23 protein-coding genes and 1 pseudogene are annotated in these 24,108 nt (G+C 69.6%); 11 read left to right on the plus strand and 13 right to left on the minus strand.

Going from position 1 to position 24,108, the window contains the following annotated elements; genetic code table 11:
• Positions 1–51: 51 nt before the first annotated feature.
• Positions 52–831, minus strand: a complete 780-nt coding sequence (locus ADK57_RS23500; protein ID WP_053751508.1) for a SigE family RNA polymerase sigma factor — start codon at positions 829–831, stop codon at positions 52–54.
• A 254-nt stretch (positions 832–1,085) separates the two neighbouring features.
• Between ADK57_RS23500 and afsQ1 the strand changes: the two genes are divergently transcribed.
• From afsQ1 to ADK57_RS23525, 5 genes are all read left to right on the plus strand, one after another.
• Complete coding sequence (afsQ1, locus tag ADK57_RS23505; protein WP_053751586.1) at positions 1,086–1,763, plus strand: two-component system response regulator AfsQ1; 678 nt, start codon at positions 1,086–1,088, stop codon at positions 1,761–1,763.
• On the plus strand, positions 1,760–3,316 hold the full coding sequence (locus ADK57_RS23510) for a sensor histidine kinase (RefSeq protein WP_053751509.1): 1,557 nt from the start codon (positions 1,760–1,762) through the stop codon (positions 3,314–3,316). The genes afsQ1 and ADK57_RS23510 overlap by 4 nt, the downstream gene beginning before the upstream one ends.
• A complete protein-coding gene (locus tag ADK57_RS23515) occupies positions 3,316–3,918 on the plus strand; it encodes a hypothetical protein (RefSeq protein ID WP_053751510.1) in 603 nt (200 codons plus the stop codon). The genes ADK57_RS23510 and ADK57_RS23515 overlap by 1 nt, the downstream gene beginning before the upstream one ends.
• Before the next feature lie 127 nt (positions 3,919–4,045).
• The gene (locus tag ADK57_RS23520; protein ID WP_053751511.1) at positions 4,046–4,597 is read left to right on the plus strand and encodes a VanZ family protein; all 552 of its coding nucleotides are present in this window, start codon (positions 4,046–4,048) and stop codon (positions 4,595–4,597) included.
• 93 nt (positions 4,598–4,690) lie between these two features.
• Entirely contained in the window at positions 4,691–4,894 is a 204-nt protein-coding gene (locus ADK57_RS23525) for a PspC domain-containing protein (protein ID WP_053751512.1), read from the plus strand.
• A gap of 74 nt (positions 4,895–4,968) precedes the next feature.
• On the opposite strand, the gene ADK57_RS23530 is transcribed toward ADK57_RS23525, so the two are convergent.
• Together ADK57_RS23530 and ADK57_RS23535 are read right to left on the minus strand one after the other, a co-directional pair.
• Entirely contained in the window at positions 4,969–5,328 is a 360-nt protein-coding gene (locus tag ADK57_RS23530; RefSeq protein ID WP_053751513.1) for a hypothetical protein, read from the minus strand.
• Between the two features lie 136 nt (positions 5,329–5,464).
• Positions 5,465–6,628: an adenosine deaminase gene (locus ADK57_RS23535; protein WP_053751514.1), complete on the minus strand. Its 1,164-nt coding sequence runs from the start codon at positions 6,626–6,628 to the stop codon at positions 5,465–5,467.
• A gap of 113 nt (positions 6,629–6,741) precedes the next feature.
• On the opposite strand from ADK57_RS23535, the gene ADK57_RS23540 reads away from it, so the two are divergent.
• The gene (locus tag ADK57_RS23540) at positions 6,742–7,500 is read left to right on the plus strand and encodes a prolyl oligopeptidase family serine peptidase (protein ID WP_053751515.1); all 759 of its coding nucleotides are present in this window, start codon (positions 6,742–6,744) and stop codon (positions 7,498–7,500) included.
• Positions 7,501–7,591: 91 nt separating this feature from the next.
• Here ADK57_RS23540 and ADK57_RS23545 read toward each other — a convergent pair whose 3' ends face one another.
• Positions 7,592–8,545, minus strand: a complete 954-nt coding sequence (locus ADK57_RS23545) for a LysR family transcriptional regulator (RefSeq protein WP_053751516.1) — start codon at positions 8,543–8,545, stop codon at positions 7,592–7,594.
• 63 nt (positions 8,546–8,608) lie between these two features.
• Between ADK57_RS23545 and ADK57_RS23550 the strand changes: the two genes are divergently transcribed.
• Complete coding sequence (locus tag ADK57_RS23550; RefSeq protein WP_053751517.1) at positions 8,609–9,886, plus strand: MFS transporter; 1,278 nt, start codon at positions 8,609–8,611, stop codon at positions 9,884–9,886.
• Positions 9,887–10,168: 282 nt separating this feature from the next.
• A complete protein-coding gene (locus ADK57_RS23555; RefSeq protein ID WP_053751518.1) occupies positions 10,169–11,179 on the plus strand; it encodes a sigma-70 family RNA polymerase sigma factor in 1,011 nt (336 codons plus the stop codon).
• Here the strand turns inward: ADK57_RS23555 and ADK57_RS47785 are convergent.
• On the minus strand, positions 11,063–11,449 hold the full coding sequence (locus ADK57_RS47785; RefSeq protein ID WP_159050131.1) for an STAS domain-containing protein: 387 nt from the start codon (positions 11,447–11,449) through the stop codon (positions 11,063–11,065). The two genes, ADK57_RS23555 and ADK57_RS47785, sit on opposite strands and share 117 nt — an antisense overlap.
• Before the next feature lie 143 nt (positions 11,450–11,592).
• On the opposite strand from ADK57_RS47785, the gene ADK57_RS23560 reads away from it, so the two are divergent.
• On the plus strand, positions 11,593–12,933 hold the full coding sequence (locus tag ADK57_RS23560) for an MFS transporter (RefSeq protein WP_199830666.1): 1,341 nt from the start codon (positions 11,593–11,595) through the stop codon (positions 12,931–12,933).
• A gap of 250 nt (positions 12,934–13,183) precedes the next feature.
• Here the strand turns inward: ADK57_RS23560 and ADK57_RS23565 are convergent, their stop codons facing one another.
• A complete protein-coding gene (locus ADK57_RS23565) occupies positions 13,184–13,759 on the minus strand; it encodes a CGNR zinc finger domain-containing protein (RefSeq protein WP_053751519.1) in 576 nt (191 codons plus the stop codon).
• Positions 13,760–13,862: 103 nt separating this feature from the next.
• Between ADK57_RS23565 and ADK57_RS23570 the strand changes: the two genes are divergently transcribed.
• Entirely contained in the window at positions 13,863–15,035 is a 1,173-nt protein-coding gene (locus ADK57_RS23570; RefSeq protein WP_053751520.1) for an epoxide hydrolase family protein, read from the plus strand.
• A gap of 137 nt (positions 15,036–15,172) precedes the next feature.
• Positions 15,173–15,337: pseudogene (locus ADK57_RS23575) on the plus strand (AEC family transporter); the annotation flags it as partial.
• A 99-nt stretch (positions 15,338–15,436) separates the two neighbouring features.
• On the opposite strand, the gene ADK57_RS23580 reads toward ADK57_RS23575, so the two are convergent.
• From ADK57_RS23580 to ADK57_RS23610, 7 genes are all read right to left on the minus strand, one after another.
• Positions 15,437–16,714: a thymidine phosphorylase gene (locus ADK57_RS23580; protein WP_199830668.1), complete on the minus strand. Its 1,278-nt coding sequence runs from the start codon at positions 16,712–16,714 to the stop codon at positions 15,437–15,439.
• A 94-nt stretch (positions 16,715–16,808) separates the two neighbouring features.
• The gene (locus ADK57_RS23585; RefSeq protein WP_053751523.1) at positions 16,809–17,201 is read right to left on the minus strand and encodes a cytidine deaminase; all 393 of its coding nucleotides are present in this window, start codon (positions 17,199–17,201) and stop codon (positions 16,809–16,811) included.
• Entirely contained in the window at positions 17,198–18,463 is a 1,266-nt protein-coding gene (locus ADK57_RS23590; RefSeq protein WP_053751524.1) for an ABC transporter permease, read from the minus strand. The genes ADK57_RS23585 and ADK57_RS23590 overlap by 4 nt, the downstream gene beginning before the upstream one ends.
• Positions 18,460–19,587: an ABC transporter permease gene (locus tag ADK57_RS23595; RefSeq protein ID WP_053751525.1), complete on the minus strand. Its 1,128-nt coding sequence runs from the start codon at positions 19,585–19,587 to the stop codon at positions 18,460–18,462. The genes ADK57_RS23590 and ADK57_RS23595 overlap by 4 nt, the downstream gene beginning before the upstream one ends.
• Positions 19,587–21,224 carry an ABC transporter ATP-binding protein gene (locus ADK57_RS23600; protein ID WP_053751526.1) on the minus strand — a complete coding sequence of 546 codons (1,638 nt, stop codon included), beginning with the start codon at positions 21,222–21,224 and terminating at the stop codon, positions 19,587–19,589. The genes ADK57_RS23595 and ADK57_RS23600 overlap by 1 nt, the downstream gene beginning before the upstream one ends.
• Before the next feature lie 209 nt (positions 21,225–21,433).
• Positions 21,434–22,489 carry a BMP family lipoprotein gene (locus ADK57_RS23605; RefSeq protein ID WP_053751527.1) on the minus strand — a complete coding sequence of 352 codons (1,056 nt, stop codon included), beginning with the start codon at positions 22,487–22,489 and terminating at the stop codon, positions 21,434–21,436.
• A gap of 359 nt (positions 22,490–22,848) precedes the next feature.
• Complete coding sequence (locus ADK57_RS23610) at positions 22,849–23,901, minus strand: BMP family lipoprotein (protein ID WP_159050132.1); 1,053 nt, start codon at positions 23,899–23,901, stop codon at positions 22,849–22,851.
• Positions 23,902–24,108 lie beyond the last annotated feature (207 nt).

Consider the following 24,108-nt stretch of genomic DNA (forward strand, 5'->3'; position numbering starts at 1 on the left):
CCGTTGGCCCCCCCGGTTACTGCTCCCCCGTTACTTGCTTCCCCCCAACCTTCAGGCGACGAGCTCCCCGAAGGCGCTTTCCTCGTCACGGCCGAAGCTGAGGACCTCGTCCTCACGCAGGCGGCGGAGTGACCGCCAGATGCTGGACTTCACCGTGCCGACACTGATGTCGAGGATCTCGGCGATCTCCGGGTCCGTGCGGCCCTCGTAGTAGCGCAGGACCAGCATGGTGCGCTGGAGTTCCGGCAGCCGGGCGAGCGCCTGCCACAGGACCGCGCGCAGCTCCGTGCCGCGCATCGCGTCCGTGTCGCCGGGCGTCTCCGGCAGTTCCTCGGTCGGGTACTCGTTCAGCTTGCGGCGGCGCCACGCGCTGATGTGCAGGTTGGTCATGGTGCGGCGGAGGTAGCCCCCGACCGCGGCCTTGTCACTGATCCGGTCCCACGCCCGGTACGTCGAGAACAGCGCGCTCTGCAGCAGGTCCTCGGCCTCGAAGCGGTCGCCGGTGAGGTGGTAGGCGGTTGCGTACAGGGAGGCGCGGCGCTCCTGGACGTAGGCGGTGAACTCCGCCTCCGACAGCGAACGACGCTCCCCCGTGTCCTCCCTGTACGCGCTTCCCCCGTGTGCTTCCCCCGTGAAACCGTCAACCACCGTCATGTAGGCGGTGTGCTGACGCCCGGTGCCGCGAGCGCACCCCCGCCCTCCCCCACGCTCGACTACGCTCGCGCGGGAGGGACCCCCATCGGCACCGGACTTCTCGGAACCCCGGCCCCCGTTCACGTCGTGCAGACGCGTGATCACTGCGCTCGTGCCGTTGCCGTGCAGCGTGTTCATCTCGCGCCCCCCGTCGTGGACTTCCGGTGTTTCGCCTTGCTTCCTTGCCTGTGCCGAGAAGCTTGCCCGGGCCACTTCATGGCCGTGTCCGCCGACTGTCACAGACCTGTCACAGGGCCCCCCTCGGATGCCGCTCCCAGGCGTGGCACAGTCCCCACACAGACAAGAGAGTTACCGGCGCGTAGAAATACAGGTTGGGCCCGGAGAAATACAGGTGTCGCAGCCCCACCCCGCCATGGGCCAGAATGACCCCCGTGCCTTCCCTGTTGCTGATCGAGGACGACGACGCCATCCGTACGGCCCTGGAGCTGTCTCTGACGCGCCAGGGTCACCGGGTTGCCACTGCTGCCACCGGCGAGGACGGCCTGAAACTGCTGCGTGAGCAGCGGCCGGATCTGATCGTGCTGGACGTGATGCTGCCCGGCATCGACGGGTTCGAGGTGTGCCGGCGCATCCGGCGCACCGACCAGCTGCCGATCATTCTGCTGACCGCGCGCAGTGACGACATCGACGTGGTCGTCGGGCTGGAGTCCGGTGCCGACGACTATGTCGTCAAGCCGGTTCAGGGGCGGGTCCTGGACGCCCGGATCCGGGCCGTGCTGCGGCGCGGCGAGCGGGAGTCCAACGACTCGGCCGCGTTCGGTTCGCTGGTCATCGACCGGGCGGCCATGACCGTGACCAAGAACGGCGAGGACCTCCAGCTCACGCCGACCGAGCTCAGGCTGCTGCTCGAACTGAGCCGGCGGCCCGGACAGGCCCTGTCGCGGCAGCAGTTGCTGCGGCTGGTGTGGGAGCACGACTACCTCGGCGACTCCCGACTGGTGGACGCCTGTGTGCAGCGGCTGCGCGCCAAGGTCGAGGACGTGCCGTCCTCCCCGACCCTGATCCGTACCGTGCGGGGCGTGGGTTACCGGCTGGACACTCCTCAGTGACCGAAGCGCAAGGGGGCGTTCGCGGCTGGGCCGCGGCTCGTAAGGGAACCTGGTCACGGCTGCGGTTCACCAGCCTGCGCCTCAGGCTGGTCGTCGTGTTCGCTCTGGTGGCGCTGACCGCCGCCGTGTCCGCGTCCGGCATCGCCTACTGGCTCAACCGTGAGGCGGTGCTCACCCGCACCCAGGACGCGGTGCTGCGCGACTTCGAGCAGGAGATGCAGAACCGGGCGGGCGCGCTGCCCGAGAACCCCACTCAGGACGAACTGCAGCACACGGCGGGCCAGATGGCGAACAGCAGCCAGCGCTTCAGCGTGCTGCTGGTCGCCGCCGACGAGAGCGGCACGACGGTGTACGGCAACTCCGGCGCCCTGAACGGCTTCTCGCTCCAGGACGTGCCCGCCTCCCTGCGCAAGGCGGTGAACAAGGAGCAGCAGGTCAACTCGACCAACAAGTACGCGTACCACCTGTACTGGCAGCGGATAGTCAGCGACGGCACGCCGTATCTGGTGGCCGGCACGAAGGTGATCGGCGGCGGGCCGACCGGCTACATGCTCAAGTCGCTGGAGCCGGAGGCCAAGGACCTCAACTCGCTTGCCTGGTCGCTCGGTATCGCCACCGGCCTGGCGCTGATCGGCTCGGCGCTGCTCGCGCAGGCCGCCGCCACGACCGTACTGAAGCCGGTGCACCGGCTGGGTGTCGCCGCCCGGCGGCTCGGGGAGGGGAAGCTGGACACGCGCCTGCGGGTGTCCGGGACGGACGAACTCGCCGATCTGTCGCGGACGTTCAACAACGCGGCCGAGGCGCTCGAGAAACGGGTGGACGACATGGCCGCGCGGGAGGACGCGTCCCGGCGGTTCGTGGCGGACATGTCGCACGAGCTGCGTACGCCGCTGACCGCCATCACCGCCGTCACGGAGGTGCTGGAGGAGGAGCTGGAGTCGGGCGGCATCGATCCCATGGTCGATCCGGCGGTACGGCTCGTGGTCAGCGAGACACGGCGGCTCAACGACCTCGTCGAGAACCTCATGGAGGTCACCCGTTTCGATGCGGGTACGGCGCGGCTGGTCGTCGACGACGTGGACGTCGTCGACCAGATCACCGCCTGCATCGACGCGCGGGCCTGGCTGGACGCGGTGGAGCTGGACGCCGAGCGCGGCATCCACGCCCGTCTCGACCCGCGCCGCCTGGACGTCATTCTGGCGAACCTGGTCGGCAACGCGCTCAAGCACGGGGGGTCGCCGGTGCGGGTCGCCGTGCGGGCGGCCGACGAGGAGGTCGTCATCGAGGTGCGGGACCACGGGCCGGGCATCCCCGAGGACGTCCTGCCGCACGTCTTCGACCGGTTCTACAAGGCCAGCGCCTCCCGGCCGCGTTCCGAGGGCAGCGGCCTGGGCCTGTCCATCGCCCTGGAGAACGCCCACATCCACGGCGGCGAGATCACGGCCGCCAACTCCGCCGAGGGCGGCGCGGTGTTCACCCTGCGGCTGCCGCGGGACTCGTACCCGCTCACGGAGGAAGCCGACGAAGGTGAGAAGGGCAAGGGGGACGCCTGATGAACGTACGACGTCTGCTGGTGCTCCCCGTGTTCGCGCTGCTCCTCGCCGGATGCGGCATCCGGGCCACCGAAGTGCCGACCGACTTCGGTCCCGCACCCTCCCGGGTGCGCTGCTCCCTCTCCGAGCCGGACATCTCGACGCAGGCCTCGCGCGGGCTGCCCGTGCAGGTGTTCCTGCTGTGCGGTTCGTCGCTGGTTGCCGTCGACCGGACCGTGCGCGTGCCGGACGGTACGGCGGACTCCGCGCGGCGCGTGCTGGTCGCGCAGGGGCTGCTGGACGAGCTCGCCGCGACGCCGTCGGCCGCCGAGAAGGAGGCCGGCTACACGACCGACGTGCGCGGCGGCATGACGGTGACCGGACCGCGCCCCAAGGACCCCGGGGACGCCCTGCGCCTGAGCACCCCGCCCGACGACCTCACCTCGTACTCCCTCGCCCAGCTCGTCTGCACCTTCTCCGACTCGGCGGCGGCGGAGGGCGACGGCTCCGTCATCCTCGGCGGCCCCGGCAGCGAGACCGTGCGCCGCTACGAGTGCACGGACGAGGTCCGCTCCCGCCCCGGCAGCAAGGAGCCGCCGCGGAGCGAGGTCGCGGGCGGGTGACGCCGGCGAGCGAGACGCGCCGCGGAGGCGAACCGAGCCCCGGAAGAGGGGCGTGTGGCGCAAGCCTCATGCACGTACCTCTGGGTACCCCGGAACCGATCGTGCCGGAGGCCGCGTCTAGGGGGGCGTGCAGCGTCAAGGCTCCATCGGCGGCAGTGCCGCGATTCGCATCCGTGTGACGGGAGGTGTCCTCCTCGTCGCACACCTCGTGTTCGTCGCCTGGTTCACGCTGCGTCCGCTGGACGTCCCCTGGGTGATGCCTCCCAACCTGCATCCGCTGGCCGGTATCCGGGCGGATGCCGCGCTCGGCTGGCAGGAGGGCGCCCGGCGCATCGCGGAGGGGCTGGCGCTGCTGGCCCCGCTGGGCGTGCTGCTCCCGATGGCGCACGGCAGGCTCACCGTCTCTCCGCTCGCCTCCCTGCTCCGTACGATGGCCGCCGGCGCCCTGATCTCGCTGGGCATCGAACTGCTCCAGACCGGCGTGCCCGGACAGGTCGTCGACATCGACTCACTGCTCCTGAACACGGCGGGCGTCGCCCTCGCGCACGCGGCGCTCGTGCCCGCGGCCCGCGCCTGGCTCCGTCGCAGGACCGAGCGCGTACGCGGTCGCTTGGTCCGCCAGGAGGACGCTCCTCAGGGTCGGACCCCGACGATTCCCAGGGTCGGGGTCGCACCGTAGAGCGACGCTTTGTCCTCTTCCTGTCCGTACCGTGGTTGTCAGATGAGGCAGCCGACAGGGCCGCCTCCGCCAGACGCTCACGAAGGAGCAGCCATGTCCCGCCTTGCCCGCCCCACCGACGGCCGCATGATCGGCGGAGTGTGTGCCGCGCTGGCACGGCGCTTCGGCACCTCCGCCACGACGATGCGAGTGATCTTCCTCGTGTCCTGCCTGCTGCCGGGCCCGCAGTTCCTGCTCTACATCGCGCTGTGGATCCTGTTCCCCTCCGAGGACAAGGCCTCGCGCACGGCCTGGTAGGCGCACGTACGCCGGTGGGGCGCACCCCGTGTCCGAGGGGTGCGCCCCACCGGCGCGTACGGAGGCGGTGCGGGTCAGCCGAGCGGGGTCCCGTTCACCGGCAGGCCCTGGGTGGGCAGCCCGGCGCCACCGGCCGGCAGGCCGCCGAGCAGACCGGCGACCGGCGCGGTCGGGCGCTCGGCGAGCACCTTCTGTGCGACCGGGTGCGCTTCGGCCAGGCTCGTGGTGAGCGCCGGCCGCGCCTGGGACAGCGCCTCACCGGCCCCCGGCAGCGACTCGGTGATCTTCTCCGCCGGCAGCGTCTGGGTGACGCCGCCCAGCGCCTCGGTGGGGTCCTGAACGTCCGGGGCGGCGTTCGCGGCGCCCGCACCGGCGGCGGCGAAGGCGGCACCGAGAGCGGCGACACCGAGGGTCTTGGCAGCAGACTGCTTCATGAAAATGCGTCCTTGAATGGAATGAGGATGTGAGCGGTCCACGACCGTAAACACGCCGAGCCACCCGCCGCAAACATCGAAATGCGGACGGATTGTGAATGTCCGCCCGCATTCCCGTTCCCCGGATTCCGCCGGATCAGCCCTCCGTGTCCACAGAACCGCTGGTGGAGGCGGTCTGCTGGAACAGCCATTCGGACTTCAGCTCGGCATATCCGGGCTTGACGACGTCATTGATCATCGCGAGTCGTTCGTCGAAAGGAATGAACGCTGATTTCATCGCATTGACAGAGAACCACTGCATGTCGTCGAGCGTGTAACCGAACGCCTCGACAAGGTGCTCGAATTCTCGGCTCATGCTGGTGCCGGACATCAGGCGGTTGTCCGTGTTCACGGTCGCCCGGAAGTGCAGCCGGCGCAGCAGCCCGATCGGGTGCTCGGCATAGGAGGCCGCGGCTCCGGTCTGAAGGTTGGAGCTGGGGCACAGCTCGAGCGGGATGCGCTTGTCCCGTACGTAGGAGGCGAGCCGGCCGAGCTTCACCGAACCGTCCTGGTGGACCTGGATGTCGTCGATGATGCGCACGCCGTGGCCGAGCCGGTCGGCCCCGCACCACTGGAGGGCCTGCCAGATGGACGGCAGTCCGAAGGCCTCGCCGGCGTGGATGGTGAAGTGGTTGTTCTCCCGCTTGAGGTACTCGAAGGCGTCGAGGTGCCTGGTGGGCGGGAACCCGGCCTCGGCGCCCGCGATGTCGAAGCCGACGACGCCCAGGTCCCGGTACCGGTTGGCGAGTTCGGCGATCTCCAGGGAGCGGGCCGCGTGCCGCATGGCGGTGAGCAGGGCGCCGACGCGGATGCGGTGACCGCTCGCCCTGGCGCGCCGTTCCCCTTCCCGGAAGCCCTCGTTGACGGCCTCGACGACCTCTTCGAGACTCAGGCCGTCGGCCAGGTGCTGTTCGGGGGCGTACCGCACCTCCGCGTACACGACCCCGTCCTCGGCGAGGTCCTCGGCGCACTCGGCGGCGACCCGGACGAGCGCGTCCCGGGTCTGCATCACGCCGACGGTGTGCGAGAAGGTCTCCAAGTACCGTTCCAGGGAACCGGAGTCGGCGGCCTCGCGGAACCAGACGCCGAGCTTGTCGGGGTCGGTCTCCGGGAGTTGGGAGTACCCGGTCTCCCGGGCGAGGTCGACGATCGTGCCGGGGCGCAGCCCGCCGTCGAGGTGGTCGTGCAGCAGGACCTTGGGCGCCCGGCGGATCTGGTCCGAGCTCGGGGTGGTCCCCTTCGGGGCAGTCTGGCTCGTCATTTCCGCACTCTAACGCCTACGCGCGTAGATCGCTCGTTGTACGAAATCGTCGATACGTAATGGTGACCGCACGTACTGGTGGCGTACACCCACGCTTCTGACACTGTTCTGTCATGGCACAGCAAGCGACGCCGGTTCGCACGGCCCGGCTGGGACGGGCACTGGGGACGGAGCCGACGGCGGTGAGCGGGGTGGTACTGCTGCTCCCCGGCGGCGACGAGGTCTCCAGCCGCAGGCCCTCACCGATGATGGCGACCGCGTCCGTACGGGCGCTGGGACGGCGCCTGGCCCGCGCCGGCCGCGAGGAGGGCCTGACCGCCCACGTCGTCCACTACCGCTATCGCGGCTGGAACGGCAGCGAGGCCCATCTGGCCCACGACGCCTCCTGGGCGGTCGACGAGACCGTACGGCGCTACGGCGACGTCCCCGTCTGCCTCACCGGCATCGACATGGGCGGCCGCGCGGCGCTGCGCGCGAGCGGGCACGAGGCGGTCAACTCCGTGGTGGCGCTCGCCCCTTGGCTGCCCGAGGAGGACGTGGCCGCGCCGCCCGAACCGGTGAAGCAGCTCGTCGGACGCAGGGTGCTGATCGTGCACGGCACGAATGACGCACGTACGGATCCGGAGCTGTCGTTCCGGCTGGCGGCGCGGGCGAAGAAGGCCAACCGGGACGTGTGCCGGTTCGAAGTGCACTCCGACGGACACGGGTTGCACCAGCACCGGGACGAAGTCCACGCGCTGGCCGAGGACTTCGTGATGGGCACGCTGTTCGGGCGGGCGTTGTCCCGGCCGGTGCGGGATGCGCTGGCGGCGCCGCCGCCGTTGGGGTTGCGGATGCCGCTTGCCTCCGGCTTCGGGCGGTCCAGGCGGTAGAGCTCGGGACTTGATGCCGTGTTCGGGGTGCGGGTTGTCCGTGGCCGGCCGCACCCCGTGGCCGAGCCGCTGTGTCACAGCCTCGCGCCCCTCAGGTGGGCAGCAGGTTGCCCCGTTTCGAGAGCAGGAACCGTTTGAAGGCTGCTACCGGGGGTGTGTCCGGGTGGCCGTCGAGCCACGCCACGCCGATTTCCCTTGCCGCCCTGGGGGCGGTCACCGTCAGTTCCACAACTCCCGGGCGGGGGAAGACGGGCGGGGGCAGCAGGGCCACCCCGAGGCCTGCCGCGACCAGGCCTCGCAGCGTTTCCGCCTCCTCGCCCTCGAAGGCCACCCGGGGTTTGAAGCCGGCCTCCTGGCAGAGGTCGTCGGTGATGCGGCGCAGGCCGTAGCCGGGTTCGAGGGTGACGAAGGTTTCGTCGGCGGCCTCGGCGAGGCGGATGCGGCGGCGGGCGGCGAGGCGGTGGTCGGCCGGGACGACCAGGCGGAGTTTCTGTTCGTCGAGGCGGCGGGACACGAGGTCGGGGGCGTCCGGCACGGGCGAGGTGAGGCACAGGTCCAGCTCGCCCGCGCGCAGCCGCTCGATCATCGCCTCGCCGTAGTTCTGGACGAGGCTGAAGCGGACCCGGGGATGGTCGGCGCGGAAGGCCTGCAGCAGGCCCGGCACGGTCTCGGCGCCCATGGTGTGCAGGAAGCCGAACGCGACCTTGCCGGTGGCGGGGTCGGCGTCGGCGCGGACCTCCTCGGCGGCGCGCTCGACCTCGGCGAGGGCGCGTTCGACGGAGCCGAGGAAGGTGCGGCCGGCGGGAGTGAGGGAGACCGTGCGGCCGCGGCGGGCGAACAGGTCGACGCCCAGATCCTGTTCGAGCCGGACCATGGCCCGCGACAGGGTGGACTGCGGGACCTGCATCTCCTGGGCGGCGCGGGTGACGTGCTCGGTGCGGGCGACGCCGGCGAAGTAGGCCAGGCGCGGGGCCAGCAACATCACCATGTCTTCTGTGTCACCGGATGGTGACAGGCGCGTCTGTGACCTCTGCTGATGCTCCATGGGAACGATTATGACGATTCCATGCATTGGACGGATGACCGGGAGCGTACGTAACTTCGAAGCATGTCTCCCGCCAGTACCGGGGCGTCCACCATCGTGGGCGCCGCAGCCTCTGCCCCAGTCGTCGACTCCCGCATGACCCCGGGCGGTCCCGGTTACCGCCGGATGAGCTTCGCCCTCTTCCTCGCCGGTGTCGCGACCTTCGCCCTCCTCTACTCCACACAGGCCCTGCTGCCGCTGATCTCCGGCGACTTCGGCGTGGCGGCGAGCGAGGCGAGCTGGACGGTGGCGGCCGCGACCGGCGGACTGGCGGTGTTCGTCCTGCCGATGAGCGCCCTGTCGGAACGCTTCGGGCGCCGTACGGTGATGACGGCCTCGCTGGCGGTCGCGGTGACCGTCGGGCTGCTGGTCCCCTTCGCGCCCTCGCTGACCGCGCTGGTAGCGCTGCGGGCGGTACAGGGTGCCGCGCTGGCCGGGCTGCCCGCCTCGGCGACGGCCTACCTCGCGGAGGAGGTCACCCCGAAGGCGCTGGTCACCGCGATCGGCCTGTTCGTCGCGGGCAACAGCGTCGGCGGGATGAGCGGCCGGGTCATCACCGGCTGGGTCGCGCAGGAGTGGGGCTGGCGGGTCGCCCTCGGCGTGATCGGTGCGATCGCGGTGGGCTGCGCGGTGGCCTTCCGGCTGCTGCTGCCCGCCCCGAAGCACTTCGCGCCGGGCTCGCTGCGGCCGCGGGTGCTGGCCCACACGGTTCGCGACCACCTCTCCGACCCGCTGCTGCGCCGGCTGTACGCGATCGGCGCGCTGTTCATGACGGTGTTCGGCGGCGTCTACACGGTGATCGGGTACCGGCTGACCGAGGCCCCCTTCGGGCTGCCCCAGGGCGTCATCGGCTCGGTCTTCCTGGTCTACCTGGTGGGTACGGTGTCGGCGTCGACGGCCGGACGGCTGGTGGGCCGCCTGGGCCGCCGGGGTGCGCTGTACGCGGCGGGCGGTACGACGGCCGCGGGTCTGCTGCTGTCCCTGGCCGACTCCCTCCCCCTGGTCCTCCTCGGCCTGGTCCTGATCACCGCGGGCTTCTTCGCGGGGCACGCGGTCGCCTCGTCGGCGGTCAGCAAGACGGCGACGAAGGGACGGGCGCAGGCGTCGGCCCTCTACCAGTCGGCCTACTACGTCGGCTCCAGCGCGGGCAGCACGGTCGGTGCGGTCGCGTTCCACGCGGGCGGCTGGGCCGGGACGGTGGGCGTCGGGGTCCTTGCGGTGCTCGGCGTCGTGACCATCACGGTGTTCGGGTCGCGGGCGGCGCGGGTCACCGCGCGGCGGAGCCCTGTGCCGGTCCACTGACGTTTCCCGTCCCTGGGGCTGCGCCCCCAGACCCCCGCTTCGGCCTGAACGGCCTCGTCCTCAAACGCCGGACAGGCTGATTTCAGCCCCTCCGGCGTTTGAGGAGCGGGGTCCGGGGCGGAGCCCCGGATGGACGGGAAAGGGTAGGGGCGGCGGGGGCGAGACCTATTGACCTGCACGTTCACCCACTCGGCACGCCATTGTCAGTGCCCTGCGATAGCTTCAAACGTGCTGGGCGCAAAGACGCGTGCGGACAGGGACGGCCACAGGGGCGGGTGGACGATGAGCGACACGGCGACGACGGATCTCGACGTCAGGCTGGAGAAACACCGGACGGAGCTGACGGGGTACTGCTACCGCATGCTCGGCTCGTCCTTCGAGGCCGAGGACGCGGTGCAGGACACGATGGTCCGGGCCTGGCGGAGCTACGAGAAGTTCGAGGGCCGCTCCAGCCTCCGCTCCTGGCTGTACCGCATCGCGACGAACGTCTGCCTGGACATGCTGACGGCCGGCAACAAGCGGGCGCGGCCGATGGACCTCACGGATTCCACCCCCCTCGCCCAGGCCGCCCTCTCCCCCCGCCCGGACAACACCTGGCTGGAGCCGATGCCGGACTCGCGCGTGCTGCCCACGACCGACGACCCGGCGGAGGCGGCCGTGGCCAAGGAGTCCGTACGGCTCGCCTTCATGGCCGCACTGCAGCAGCTCCCGGCCAAGCAGCGCGCGGTGCTGATCCTGCGCGAGGTGCTGGCATGGAAGGCGAGCGAGGTAGCCGAACTGCTCGACACCTCGGTCGCGTCGGTCAACAGTGCGCTGCAGCGGGCCCGGGCGACGCTCGCCGAGCGGGAACAGCGCGGCGCCGACGCGGCCGTATCTGACCCGTTGGACGAAGAGCAGCAGAAGCTGCTCGACCGATATGTGGCGGCGTTCGAGGGCTATGACATGACGGCTCTGACGGCGCTGCTGCACGAGGACGCCGCCATGACGATGCCGCCGTTCGACCTGTGGCTGACCGGCCCGTCGGACATCACCGGCTTCATGACGACGCTCGGCGCCCCCTGCGCGGGCTCACGTCTGGTGCCCGTCCAGGTCAATGGTCTGCCCGGGTTCGCCCAGTACAAGCCGGACCCGGAAAAGGGCGGCTTCACTCCGTGGGCGGTGCAGGTCCTGGAGATCTCAGACGGCCGGATCACCGGGTTCCACTGCTTCCTCGACACACAGCGCTGGTTCCCGCTGTTCGGGCTGCCCCTCCATCTCGAAGCGGAGACCGACCAGGTCGAGGAGGGCGTGTAGGCCCGGGTCGGCATCCCGCAGCCGGATCCGGCCTCCGGCCCGCCGGGCGGCGAGCTCGAGCCGCGCCAGCAGGTCGACGGTGCCGAGCCCCGGCGGCCCGAGCCCTCCTGCATCGCACACCACGACCCCGGCACCCCCGGCCTCCAGCAGCGCCCGCACGTCGTCGCACAGGCCGGTCACCTCGTCCCTGGTGACGGGGCCGTTCAGCACGAGTACAGCGGGTGTCATGGCGTCCACGAGCGGTAGACCGGCGGGGCGGGCGTAACTCATCGCGGCCGGCGTCCTCCCCTGCGGTCCGCCGACCGGGATCCACATTGACCCGCCGTCCCCCTTCCCCGAAGGGTTGCCTGCATGCCCCACGTATCGACACCGCCCTGGATACCGCACGCCCTCCCCATCTCTGAGGAGGCTCCGTGCAGGGAGTGCTGACGGGCTTCGCGGTGATCGCCGTCGTCATCGGTGTCGGCTATGCGATCGGGCGGGGCCGGATTGCAGCCCTTGCAGGCGCATCCGGACCGAGCCGGCGCCGGGACCCTGGAATCATCGCGGTACTCGGTGCGTTCGTCCTCAACGGCGCGCTGCTTGGCTCGTGGGCGCCTCGGGTGCCCGCGCTGGCCGCGCAGATCGGTGCGGACGAGGGTGCGCTGGGGCTGTCCCTGCTCGGTGCCAGCGTAGGTATGATCGCCGCTTCGATTCTCGCCGGTCGGCTGTGCGCGGCGTTCGGCGCGCGCGTCGTGATGACGGTGTCCGGCGTTGCCGGGTCCGCAATGCTTCCGGCTCTGGGACTGGCGAGGTCGCCCGCGACGCTCGGCCTGCTGCTGATCGCACTCGGCGCAATGGTCGGCGTGATGGACGTGGCGATGAACGTGTCCGGCGTGACAGCGACCCGGCGGACCGGCCGGGCGATCATGCCGCTGTTCCACGCGGCCTTCAGTTTCGGCACTCTGGCCGGTTCGGTCGGCGCTGCGGTCGCGGCCGGACAAGGGTTGGCACCGAGCCGTCATTTTGTCATCGTCGCGGTGATCTGCGGCGGTGTCACCGTCGGCATCGCCCGCTGGATTCCCGTCGAGGAACTACTGAGGGCGCCCGCAGAGAGCGGGCGCGCCGGGCGGGCACCGTTCAGGCGACCGGCGCTGTGGCTGCTCGGCGGCGTGGCACTGTGTGCCTCGATAGCCGAAGGAGCGGCCGCGGACTGGTCAGCGCTGTTCGGTGTGCAGGAGCGTGGTCTCAGCGAGGCCACCGGCGCCCTGATCTACTCGTGCTTCTCGATCACCATGGCGTGCACCCGCTTGTGCGGTGAGGCGATCCAGCGTCGTTGGGGCGCACCACGGATGCTCATCGGGGGCGCGGCGATCGGTGGGCTGGGGCTGGCCACCGCGGTCATGGCGCCGTCGCCGGCGCTCACCTTCGCCGGCTTCGCCGTCGCTGGTGTCGGTTTGGCGTACGCGTCTCCCGTCGTCATGGAGTTGAGTGGCGCGGCCGGGCGACGGGCCGATGGGGGCGGTGGTGAGCGCGAGGTTGCGTTTGCGACAACCATTGCCTACAGCGGGTTCTTGCTCGGCCCTCCGATGGTGGGCGGGGTCGCCGAGCTGACCAGCCTGCCGGTCGCGCTCGGCGCTGTCGCGGTGCTCGTGTGGTTGATCGGCCCGCTGACTCTGGCCGCGGGTGCTTTCCGGCGCAGGGAGTTGTCGTCGGCCGAGGAGTCAGCGGCGAACCCCGCCCGGGGCACAGCGATCCGGCGCAAAAGGGGCTGATCCCGCCGCCACGGTCGTGGGTGCGGGGGTTCGTCAGGGCTGCGGGGTGCCCGGATCTCGGACAACCCGACCTTTGAAGGAGCCGTCCTGAACGGGCATGTCCTGGAACACCGGCCAGTCCGGATGCCGCTTGCGTCCCGGATGCCGGGCCCGACGCTCGACCTTGGGCAGCAGTGGCTCGATCACCACCCACAGCTCGCCATCGACTTCCCATGGCTTCGGCGGCCACTTGGATGCACCGAGGTAACGATCACTCCGCTGATCTGGGGTTTTTGCGCTGGTTGGCATTGAAGCGCGCTTTCTTCTGACGATTCCCACACGTGTTCATGTCACACCATTTGCGGGTGCGACTTTGGCTGGTGTCGAAGAAGGCGGCTTGGCAGGTTGGTGATGCGCACAAGGCCAATTTTCCGTCTCGTTCGCCCGCGATGATGCTGATCGCGTCGGCGGCGATCACGCTGAGGGCATCTTCCACGCAGGAAGCCGAGTTGAGCCGCCATCGCCGCTTACCCTCGGGCGTCAGGATCGCCGCGGCCCGCCCCTGAGCGCTGCAGTCATTGATGACTTGGACAGCAGACGCGGGGAGAGCGTCCTGGATCGCGGCCGCTGTCGCGGCGGCATGAATCGACTCCCTCAGTTCCCGAGCGAGGTCGAGCTGGGCAGTGGTGCAGGAGTCCACGGCGAGGCCGTTCACTGCCAGCCAGTCGATGAGTCGGTGCGGCGTGGGAATGCGCTCCACAGCGTTGCCATGACGCTCCGACAGAGTCCCCGTGAAGCTGGTCGCCAGCACGGTACCGAGGCGGAAGTCAGGGAACCCAGCACGCATGGAACCACCTTAGCTGGTTGCACGTCGACAGGAAGGCACGGTAGAACCGTCTTAGCCGGTTCGCGATGGTTCGCAGCCGGTTCCACGACGGTCAGGAGGTCTCATGCCCCGTCCAACCAGCGAGGTGCAAGCATTCGAAGCCCACGCAACCGACGCCGACCTCGACGATCTGCGCGCGCGACTGGCCGCGGCGCGACTACCGGAGGCTGAGACGGTCTATCGCGCCGCGCCCGACCCTCGCCGATGGGAACAGGGCGTTCCTCTCGCCGACCTCGTCGATGTCGTGAACTACTGGCGCACCGGGTACAACTGGCGGTCGTTCGAAGAGCGCCTCAACGGGATCGGCCAGTTCCGCACGACCATTGATGATCTGGGAATCCACTTCCTGCACCGTCGATCCGCGCGCGCAGACGCCACTCCTCTGATCTTGACGCACGGCTGGCCAGGCAGCATTGCCGAGTTCATCGATGTGGTGGACGAGCTGGCAGATCCGAAGGATGCAGACGCGCCGGCGTTCCACGTCGTGGTCCCGTCGCTACCGGGCTTTGGTTACAGCGACAAGCCGGCCACCACCGGGTGGGGCACCGAAAAGATCGCGGCCGCGTGGGTGGAACTGATGGGAAGGCTCGGCTACAGCAAGTTCGCAGCCCACGGCGGCGACTGGGGAGGGAATATCACCACGGTTCTCGGCGGCAGGTTCCCGGCGCACGTTCTCGGCATCCACACCTTGTTCGCGGAGGCGCCGCCCGGGTTGACAACGGACGGGCTGACGGCGGCCGAGCGCAAGTGGACCGAGGAAACCCGCGATTTCTGGCGCCACCGCGCGGCGTACGCGAAGCAGCAGGCGACCCGACCGCAGACCATCGGCTACTCGCTCGTCGACTCACCCGTCGGGCTTCTTGCCTGGATCCTTGACAAGTTCGCCGAGTGGTCGGACACCGAAGACAGCCCGTTCGAGATGATTTCCATAGACAGGGTTCTTGACGACGTCACCCTGTATTGGCTGACGCGGACCGGCGCATCGTCGGCCCGCATCTACTACGAAAGCCACAACTCGCTGGACCCCGAACTTCGGGTCGACGTCCCGTCAGCAATCAGTATGTATCCCCGCGACATCGAGAAGTGTCCGCGCCCCTGGGCACGGGAGCGGTACCGACAGATCGTCCGATGGAGGTCGCCCGAAATCGGGGGACATTTCCCGTCGCTGGAGGTTCCCGAGTATTTCGTCAAAGATCTGCAAGAGGGCCTCGCGGCAGTGCTGGCCGCTGATCGGTGAACGCGGCTCGGCGATGAGTGCAGGCAAAGGCGGCTCAGTGGGCTTCTGAGCCTCCCTGAGAGCTTCCGTGGGCACACCGAGTGCTACAAGCGAGGGACGTCAGCCATTCACGGGGCGTGCGCTTGCCTGTCTCCCATCGGCTGCTCGACCTGGTCGTGACGTCGGCGCTCCCGGCGGCGCAGAACCTGTACACGTACGCGTCCAGTCATGGCGTGGGTGAGCGGCTGGCGCGGGACTCGATCATGGTGTCGACGGTGCTGTCGGTGCCGGTGCTCGTGGTCGTCGCTGCTCTGCTCGGCTGAACCGGAACAGGGCCGAGAGGGCCGGGGCCTTCGACAGCCCCGGGTCGCAGCGACTCGGGCCACCCTCCCGGCCACCCGGCCCCGGCCCCCTCCCTCGCGTCAGGCAATCCGCTCCAGCACCACCGGCGACGCAGTGAAGGCCGTCCCCGCCGCCGCGATGTCGTACGAACCCTCCACCGACTCGAGGGCGTACTCGAAGCGCTCGGGCGTGTCCGTGTAGAGGGTCAGCAGGGGCTGGCCCTCCGTCACCGTGTCGCCGGGCTTGGCATGCATCTCCACGCCCGCGCCCGCCTGCACGGGGTCCTCCTTGCGGGCGCGGCCGGCGCCCAGGCGCCAGGCGGCGACGCCGATGTCGTAGGCGTCGAGGCGGGTCAGGACACCCGAGGACGGGGCCTTGATCACGTGCTGCTCGCGCGCCACCGGCAGCTCCGCGTCCGGGTCGCCGCCCTGGGCCGCGATCATGCGGCGCCAGACATCCATGGCGGAGCCGTCGGCCAACGCCTTGGCCGGGTCGGCGTCCTTCACGCCGGCCGCGTCGAGCATCTCGCGGGCCAGGGCCAGCGTCAGCTCCACCACGTCCGCGGGGCCGCCGCCCGCCAGGACCTCCACCGACTCGCGGACCTCCAGGGCGTTGCCCGCCGTCAGGCCCAGGGGCGTGGACATGTCGGTGAGCAGCGCGACCGTCTTCACGCCGTGGTCCGTGCCCAGGCCCACCATCGTGGAGGCCAGCTCCCGGGCGTCCTCGATCGTCTTCATGAAGGCGCCGGTGCCGACCTTCACGTCCAGGACCAGGGAACCCGTGCCCTCGGCGATCTTCTTCGACATGATCGAGGAGGCGATCAGCGGGATCGCCTCGACCGTGCCGGTCACGTCACGCAGGGCGTACAGCTTCTTGTCCGCCGGGGCCAGGCCGTCGCCCGCCGCGCAGATCACCGCGCCCGTCCCGTCGAGTACGGACAGCATCTCCTCGTTCGAGAGCAGCGCCCGCCAGCCCGGGATCGACTCCAGTTTGTCCAGCGTGCCGCCGGTGTGGCCGAGGCCGCGGCCCGACAGCTGGGGTACGGCTGCGCCGCAGGCCGCCACGAGCGGGGCCAGGGGCAGCGTGATCTTGTCGCCGACGCCGCCCGTCGAGTGCTTGTCCGCCGTGGGGCGGGACAGGGACGAGAAGTCCATGCGCTCGCCCGAGGCGATCATCGCGGCCGTCCAGCGGGCGATCTCCCGGCGGTTCATGCCGTTGAGCAGGATGGCCATCGCGAGCGCGGACATCTGCTCGTCGGCGACCTCCCCGCGGGTGTACGCGTCGATGACCCAGTCGATCTGCGCGTCGCTGAGCTCACCGCGGTCCCGCTTGGTGCGGATGACGGAGATGACGTCCATGGCCATGGCTTGGCCTTCCTTCCGAAAAGCATTCAGAAACGGCGCGGCCCCCCGAGTGGCCCGAAGCGAGCAACTCAAAGGGGCCGCACGGGAGTTACTTGGCGAGATGCCCCGGCCCGAAGGCCTGCGGCAGCATCTGGGACAGCGGCACGATGCCCGCCGGGGTCTCCAGGATCAGGTCGGGGCCGCCGAACTCGTACAGCAGTTGGCGACAGCGGCCGCACGGGACGAGGATCTCGCCCCTGCCGTCCACGCAGGTGAAGTGCGTGAGACGACCGCCGCCCGTGTTCTGCAGCTCCGACACCAGTCCGCACTCGGCGCACAGGCCGAGGCCGTAGGAGGCGTTCTCGACGTTGCAGCCGGAGACCGTACGCCCGTCGTCGACCAGGGCCGCCACGCCGACCGGGTAGCCCGAGTACGGGGCGTACGCCCGCGACATGGCGTCCCGCGCCACCGCACGCAGCTTCTCCCAGTCGACGTCGGTCACGTGCCCTGTCCCTTCCGGTACGGCATGCCGTCCGCCTTCGGCATCCTGAGGCGCTGGGCCGACAGGGCGAGAACGACGAGCGTGATGACGTACGGCGTGGCCGAGACGACCTGGTTCGGGACCTCGTTGGTGCCCAGATACCAGGCGAGCACCAGGCCGCCGACGACGAGGGTGATCGCCGCCTGGATCCACTTCTTGCGGACCGCCGCCCAGATCGCGCCGATGATCAGCAGCATCGCGCCGAGCAGCAGCAGGGCGTGCACGTTCTCGGAACCGCCGCGCAGGTTGAGGCTGTCGGTGTAGCCGAACAGGCCCGCGCCGATGGCGAGTCCGCCCGGCATCCAGTTGCCGAAGATCATCGCGGCGAGACCGATGTAGCCGCGGCCGCTGGTCTGGCCCTCCAGGTAGAAGGGGTTGGCGACGATGGAGAGGAAGGCACCGCCGAGCCCGGCCAGACCGCCGGAGATGATCACGGCGAGGTACTTGTACTTGTAGACGTTCACGCCGAGCGACTCGGCCGCGACCGGGTTCTCGCCGCAGGACCGCAGCCGCAGGCCGAACGCGGTGCGCCACAGGATCCACCAGGTGCCGGGGATCAGCGCGACGGCGACCAGGGTCAGCCAGGACACGTTGGTGATCAGACCGCCGAGCAGGCCGGCGACGTCGGAGATGAAGAACCAGCCCTTGGCGTTGAGGTCGGTCAGCGCGTCCGACAGTCCCGGCACCGTGAAGTTGCCGAGGGAGTCCACCGGCGGGGACTGCTTTGCCGAGCCGCCCGTGTGGCCCTCGAAGGCGAGCGGGGCGAGGTAGCGGGTGGCGCCCAGGGCGAGGATGTTGATGGCCACACCGGAGACGATGTGGTTGACGTTGAAGGAGACGGTGACGATCGCGTGCAGCAGACCGCCGATCGCGCCGCCGAGGATGCCGACCAGGACGCCCGTCCACGGGCCCCACTGGAAGCCGGCCCAGGCACCGAACCAGGTGCCGAGGATCATCATGCCCTCGAGGCCGATGTTGACGACGCCCGCGCGTTCGGCCCACAGACCACCGAGGCCGGCGAGGCCGATGGGGACGGCGAGTTGGAGCGCGGTGGACATCTGGCTGACGTTGGTGATGCCGTCGGCGCCGGTGATGATGCGGACGATCGAGGTCAGCGCCAGGGCGCCGGCGATGACCAGCAGCAGGACGGGCCACGACATCCGGCGCCCTGTCGGCGCCGCGGGCTGCAGCGTGGGCTGGTTGAGGTCGGTCACGGTGGTCATCGGCCCGCCACCTCCTTCTTGACGTTGTTGTCGGCGGCGCCGAGGACGTTTCCGGCGGCCAGCTCCGCGCCGACCTGGCGCTGCTGGCGGCGCAGGCCCCACTCGCGTACGGCCTCGTAGGAGACGACGACCGAGAGCACGATCAGGCCCTGCATGATGACCGCGATCTCCTTGTCGTAGTCGTGGAAGTCCAGCTCGGGCGAGGCCTTGTCGAGCCAGGCCCACAGCAGGGCCGCGAAGGCGATACCGGTGGGGTTGTTACGGCCGAGCAGGGCGATGCCGATGCCGAGGAAGCCGATGCCGGTGGGGAAGTTGAGGTTGTAGGTGTGCGAGTCGCCGAGCAGGATCGGCAGGCCCGCGAGACCCGCGAGACCGCCGGAGATCAGCATCGCGGTCAGCACCATGCGCTTGGGGTCGACACCGCTGGCCGCCGCCGCGGACTCCGAGGCGCCGGAGGCACGCAGGTCGAAGCCGAACCGGGTGCGGTTGAGGACGACCCAGTAGCCGATGCCGAGCAGCGCGGCGAGGACCACCAGGCCGTAGATCTCGCCGGCCGCGCCCATGTCGATGCCGGGCACCCAGCCCGACTCGTGCATCTCGCCGGTGGTGTTGTTGTTGCCGACCTTGACGCCGAAGACGTTCGGAAGCCACAGGTAGGCGATCACGGAGACCGCGATCGCGTTGAGCATGATCGTCGCGACGACCTCGCTGACTCCGCGGGTGACCTTGAGGACACCGGCGATGCCGGACCAGAAGGCGCCGGTGAGGATCGCGGTGAGGAGCAGCAGCGGGATCTGCAGGACGGCCGGCAGGTTCGCGTGGGCGCCGACGATCGCGGCCATCATGGCGGCGAGCTGGTACTGGCCGTCGACGCCGATGTTGAACAGGTTCATCCGGAAGCCGATGGCCACCGCGAGGGCCGCGATGTAGTACATCGACGCCTGGTTGATGATGCGGACCTGGACGTCGGAGAACGAGGCCTGCTCGAACATGATCGAGAAGGGCTCTACCGGGTTCTTGCCGGAGGCGATCAGCACGATCGCGCTCAGCACGAAGGCCACGGCGAGCGCGATGACCGGTCCGGCCACCGCGAGGAGCACGCGCTCCTTGTCGAACTTCTTCATCAGCGGGCCTCGTCTTCCGGAGACTCGGGAGACTTACGGAGGTCGGGAGTCTCGGGGGTGTCTGCCGGGTCCTCGGGGGTCTCTGCCGGGGTCTCGGGGGTCTCTGCCGGGGTCTCGGGGGTCTCTTCGTGTTCGAGGTGACCGGTGACGGCACCGGTCATGGCCGAGCCGAGCTCCTCCGGGGTGATGGTGGCCGGGTCGGCGTCGGCGACCAGCTTGCCGTTGTAGATCACGCGGAGGGTGTCGGACAGGCCGATCAGCTCGTCGAGGTCGGCGGAGATCAGCAGTACGGCCAGGCCCTCGCGGCGGGCCTCGCGGATGTGGTCCCAGATCGCGGCCTGCGCGCCGACGTCCACACCGCGGGTGGGATGGGCGGCGATCAGGAAGCGCGGCTTGTGGCTCATCTCGCGGCCGACGATCAGCTTCTGCTGGTTGCCGCCGGACAGGGAGGCGGCGGTCACGTCGATGCCGGGGGTGCGGACGTCGTAGTCCGCGACGATCCGGCGGGTGTCCTGCTGGGCGGCCTTCGGGTCCAGCCAGACGCCCTTGGCGTTGGGCTTCTCGGTGACATGGCCGAGGATGCGGTTCTCCCAGAGGGGGGCCTCCAGGAGCAGGCCGTGGCGGTGGCGGTCCTCGGGGATGTAGCCGATGCCGTGCTCGCGGCGCTTGCGGGTGGGCCAGGCGGTCATCTCCTCGTCGATCAGCGTGATCGTGCCGGAGTCGGCGCCCTTGAGGCCGATGAGCGCGTCGACCAGTTCGGTCTGGCCGTTGCCCTCGACGCCGGCGATGCCCAGGATCTCGCCCGCGTGGATGGTGAAGCTGATGTCGTCGAGGAGGGCCTTGCCGCCGAACGCCTCCAGGCGCAGCTTGTCGACGGTGATGACCGGGCGGTCGGTGACCGTGGACTCGGCGGTCTCCGGGGTGGGCAGCTCGCTGCCGACCATCATCTCGGCGAGCTGGCGCGGGCTGGTCTCGGAGGGGATCGCGGTGCCGACGGTCGTGCCGCGGCGGATGACGGTGATCTCGTCGGCGACGGAGAGGACCTCGCCCAGCTTGTGGGAGATGAAGATGACCGCCAGGCCCTCGGACTTGAGCTCGCGGAGGTTGTCGAAGAGCGCGTCCACCTCCTGCGGCACGAGTACGGCAGTCGGCTCGTCCAGGATCAGCGTGCGGGCGCCGCGGTAGAGGACCTTGAGGATCTCCACGCGCTGGCGGGCGGCGACACCGAGTTCCTCGACCAGGACGTCGGGGCGCACGCCCAGGCCGTAGCGCTCGGAGAGCTCCTTGATCTTGCGGCGGGCCTTGCCGCCGATGCCGTACAGCTTCTCGCTGCCCAGCACCACGTTCTCGAGCACCGTGAGATTGTCGGCCAGCATGAAGTGCTGGTGGACCATGCCGATGCCGCGGGCGATGGCGTCGGCCGGCGACGAGAAGGCGACCTGCCGGCCCTCGATCGCGATGGTGCCCTCGTCCGGCTTCTGCATGCCGTAGAGGATCTTCATCAGCGTCGACTTGCCGGCGCCGTTCTCACCGACGAGTCCGTGGACGGTGCCCTTGCGGACGGTGAGATGGATGTCGTGGTTGGCCACGACGCCCGGGAAACGCTTGGTGATCCCGGCGAGTTCGACGGCGGTCACTTGACCGTTGACCGCCGCGTCGGCCGGAGGGCTGCTGGACGCGTTGATGGCGCACTCTCCTGGGGACGGGGGTCGTCTACGCGCGTAGCGCCCCTACGGCATCGAAAGGGGCCCGACGTCCGTGACAACGGGGTACGGGGAGACAGCCTCCCCGTACCCCGTTGAGCGGACGTAACCCCGCGGTTACACGCTGCTCAGGGTGTTGCTGTTCAGCTGCTCTTGACCTTGATCTCGCCGCTGATGATCTTCTCCTTGGCCGTCTTGATGGCGTCCTGCAGCTCGGTGTTGTCCGCGAACTTCGGGTTGGAGTTCGACAGGCCGACCTCGCCGGTCTTCAGATCGCCCCTGACGATACCGGTCCCGGGCTTGCCGTCCTCGACCGACTTCGCCAGGTTGTACACCGCCTTGGCTACGTCCTTCATCGCCGAGGTCAGGATGGAGTCCTTGTACTTCGCGAGGGCTTCCTGCTTGTACTGGTCGGAGTCGACGCCGATCGCCCAGATCTTGTTGGCTGCGGCGGCCTCGATCACGCCCTGGCCGGACAGACCGGCGGCCGCGTAGACGACGTCGGCCTTCTTCTCTATCTGGCCCTCGGCGGCCGTCTTGCCCTTGTCGGGGCTGGAGAAGCCGCCCTCGTCCGCGGTCTGCGTCAGGTACTGCGAGATGACCTTGACCTTGGAGTCGGTGTCCTTGACGCCCTGCGCGAAGCCCGCCTGGAACTTGTGGATCAGCGGGATGTCCACACCGCCCACGAAGCCCACGACGTTCGTCTTGGTGCTCTTGGCCGCGGCGACACCGGCGAGGTACGAGGCCTCCTCCTCGGAGAAGACCAGGTCCGCCACGTTGTTCGCCTCGACCGTGGAGTCGTCCACGATGCCGAAGGTGGTGTCCGGGAACTTGGCCGCGGCCTCCTTGACGGCCGGCGCGTACGCGTAGCCGATGCCTATGACCGGGTCGTACCCCTGCTTGGCCAGCGACTCGAGACGCTGCTGCTTGTCGGCGTCGGTCTCGCCCTCGGTGGGCTCGAGGTCCGCGGTCTGATAGGAGAACTCCTTCTTCGCCTCCTCCAGGCCCGCGTACGCCGCGTCGTTGAAGGACTGGTCGCCCTTGCCGCCGACGTCGTACGCGATGGCCAGACCCTTGTCGCCCTTCGACTCCGAGGACGAGCTCGAGCTCGAGGTCGAGGTGCCGCCACAGGCGGAGAGGGCGAGGGCCAGAGAGGCGGTCGCTGCGCCTGCGACCGTGATCCGGGAAATCCGGCGCATGTGTGGTGCTCCTGTCGTATAGCGGGTCCGGGGAAGTGCGGGTGCGTTCCCGCGTCGTTCGGTGCGTGCTCTCGGCGTCCGCTTCCCCGGGGTCGCCCAGCGTCGGACGGTTCGGCTTCGGCGCTGGCTTCGCCGCAGATTAACGCGCGTAGACCTGCCTGAAAACCCCTTCTGTCCACCTTGTTATCCGGCCGTGCCCAACGCACCCGGCCCCTGACTCACAGGATTGCCGCCCGCAAACGGAGGGTGGCGGTGGGTGACCTGTACGCGACACGCCGAAGCGGGCGGGGACTCAGGAGTCCACGCCCGCTTCACACCGATCCGACCGCGTTCGCCCGTTCGGGCGGAACTACGCGGAACTACTCGGTCTTGACCTTGATGGTGCCGTTGTTGATCTCTTCCTTGGCCTTGGCCACCGCGTCGGAGAGGCCCGCGATCTTCGCGAACTCCGGGTTGCTCTCGGACAGGCCGACGCCGTTCACCTTCAGGTCGAAGGTCTGGGTGCCGGTCAGCGGCTTGCCGTCCTTGACGGACTTGGCCAGGGCGTACACCGCGCCGCCGACGTCCTTGAGGGCGGAGGTGAGGATGGAGCCCTTGTACGACGCCAGGGCCGCCTGCTTGTACTGGTCGGAGTCGACACCGATCGCCCAGACCTTCGCCTTGGCGGCGGCCTCGATCACGCCCTGCCCGGACAGACCGGCAGCCGCGTAGAGAACGTCGGCCTTCTTCTCGATCTGGCCCTCGGCGGCGGCCTTGCCCTTGTCGGGGCTGGAGAAGCCGCCCTCCTCCGCGGTCTGCGTCAGGTACTGCGAGATGACCTTGACCTTGGAGTTGGTGTCCGTGACGCCCTGCTTGTAGCCGGCCTCGAACTTGTGGATCAGCGGGATGTCCACGCCGCCCACGAAACCGACGGTGTTGGTCTTGGTGGCCTTGGCCGCGGCGACACCGGCGAGGTAGGAGGCCTGCTCCTCGGCGAAGACGAGGGACGCGACGTTCTTGGCCTCGACCACGGAGTCGACGATGCCGAAGGTGGTCTTCGGGTACTTCGCGGCCGCGGCCTCCATGGCGGGGCCGTAGACGAATCCGATGCCGATGACCGGGTTGTACCCCTGCTTGGCCAGCGACTCCAGACGCTGCTGCTTGTCGGCGTCGGTCTCGCCCTCGGTGGGCTCGACGTCGGCGGTCTTGTAGCCGAACTCCTTCTGCGCCTTCTCCAGACCGGAGAACGCGGCGTCGTTGAAGGACTGGTCGCCCTTGCCGCCGATGTCGTACGCGATGGCGAGACCGAGGTCGCTCGTGGTCTCGCTGTCGCTGCCGCCCTCGTCAGTGCTGGTGCCGCCACAGGCGGATGCGGCGAGCGCGAGCGACGCGACCCCCACCGCGACACGGGTCAGTTTGGATATCCGACGCATCTCGAAGTTCCCCATTCTCCAAAGCCCCGCAGTGGGTGCTGAGTTCGGCGCAGAGTAACGCGCGTAGACACTCCTGGGAACGGGGTTTCGTGTGGCCGTTATCCATTCGTGCCGATGGCCGGTTACGTCCCTGTGAACCACCGGATCGAATGGGGTGCCTTGGGACACCGCACCCTCAAGTCCCGTGACTCTCTGTGTCTCCGGGGT

This window comes from Streptomyces sp. MMG1533 (assembly GCF_001279775.1).
Classification (GTDB): Bacteria; Actinomycetota; Actinomycetes; order Streptomycetales; family Streptomycetaceae; genus Streptomyces.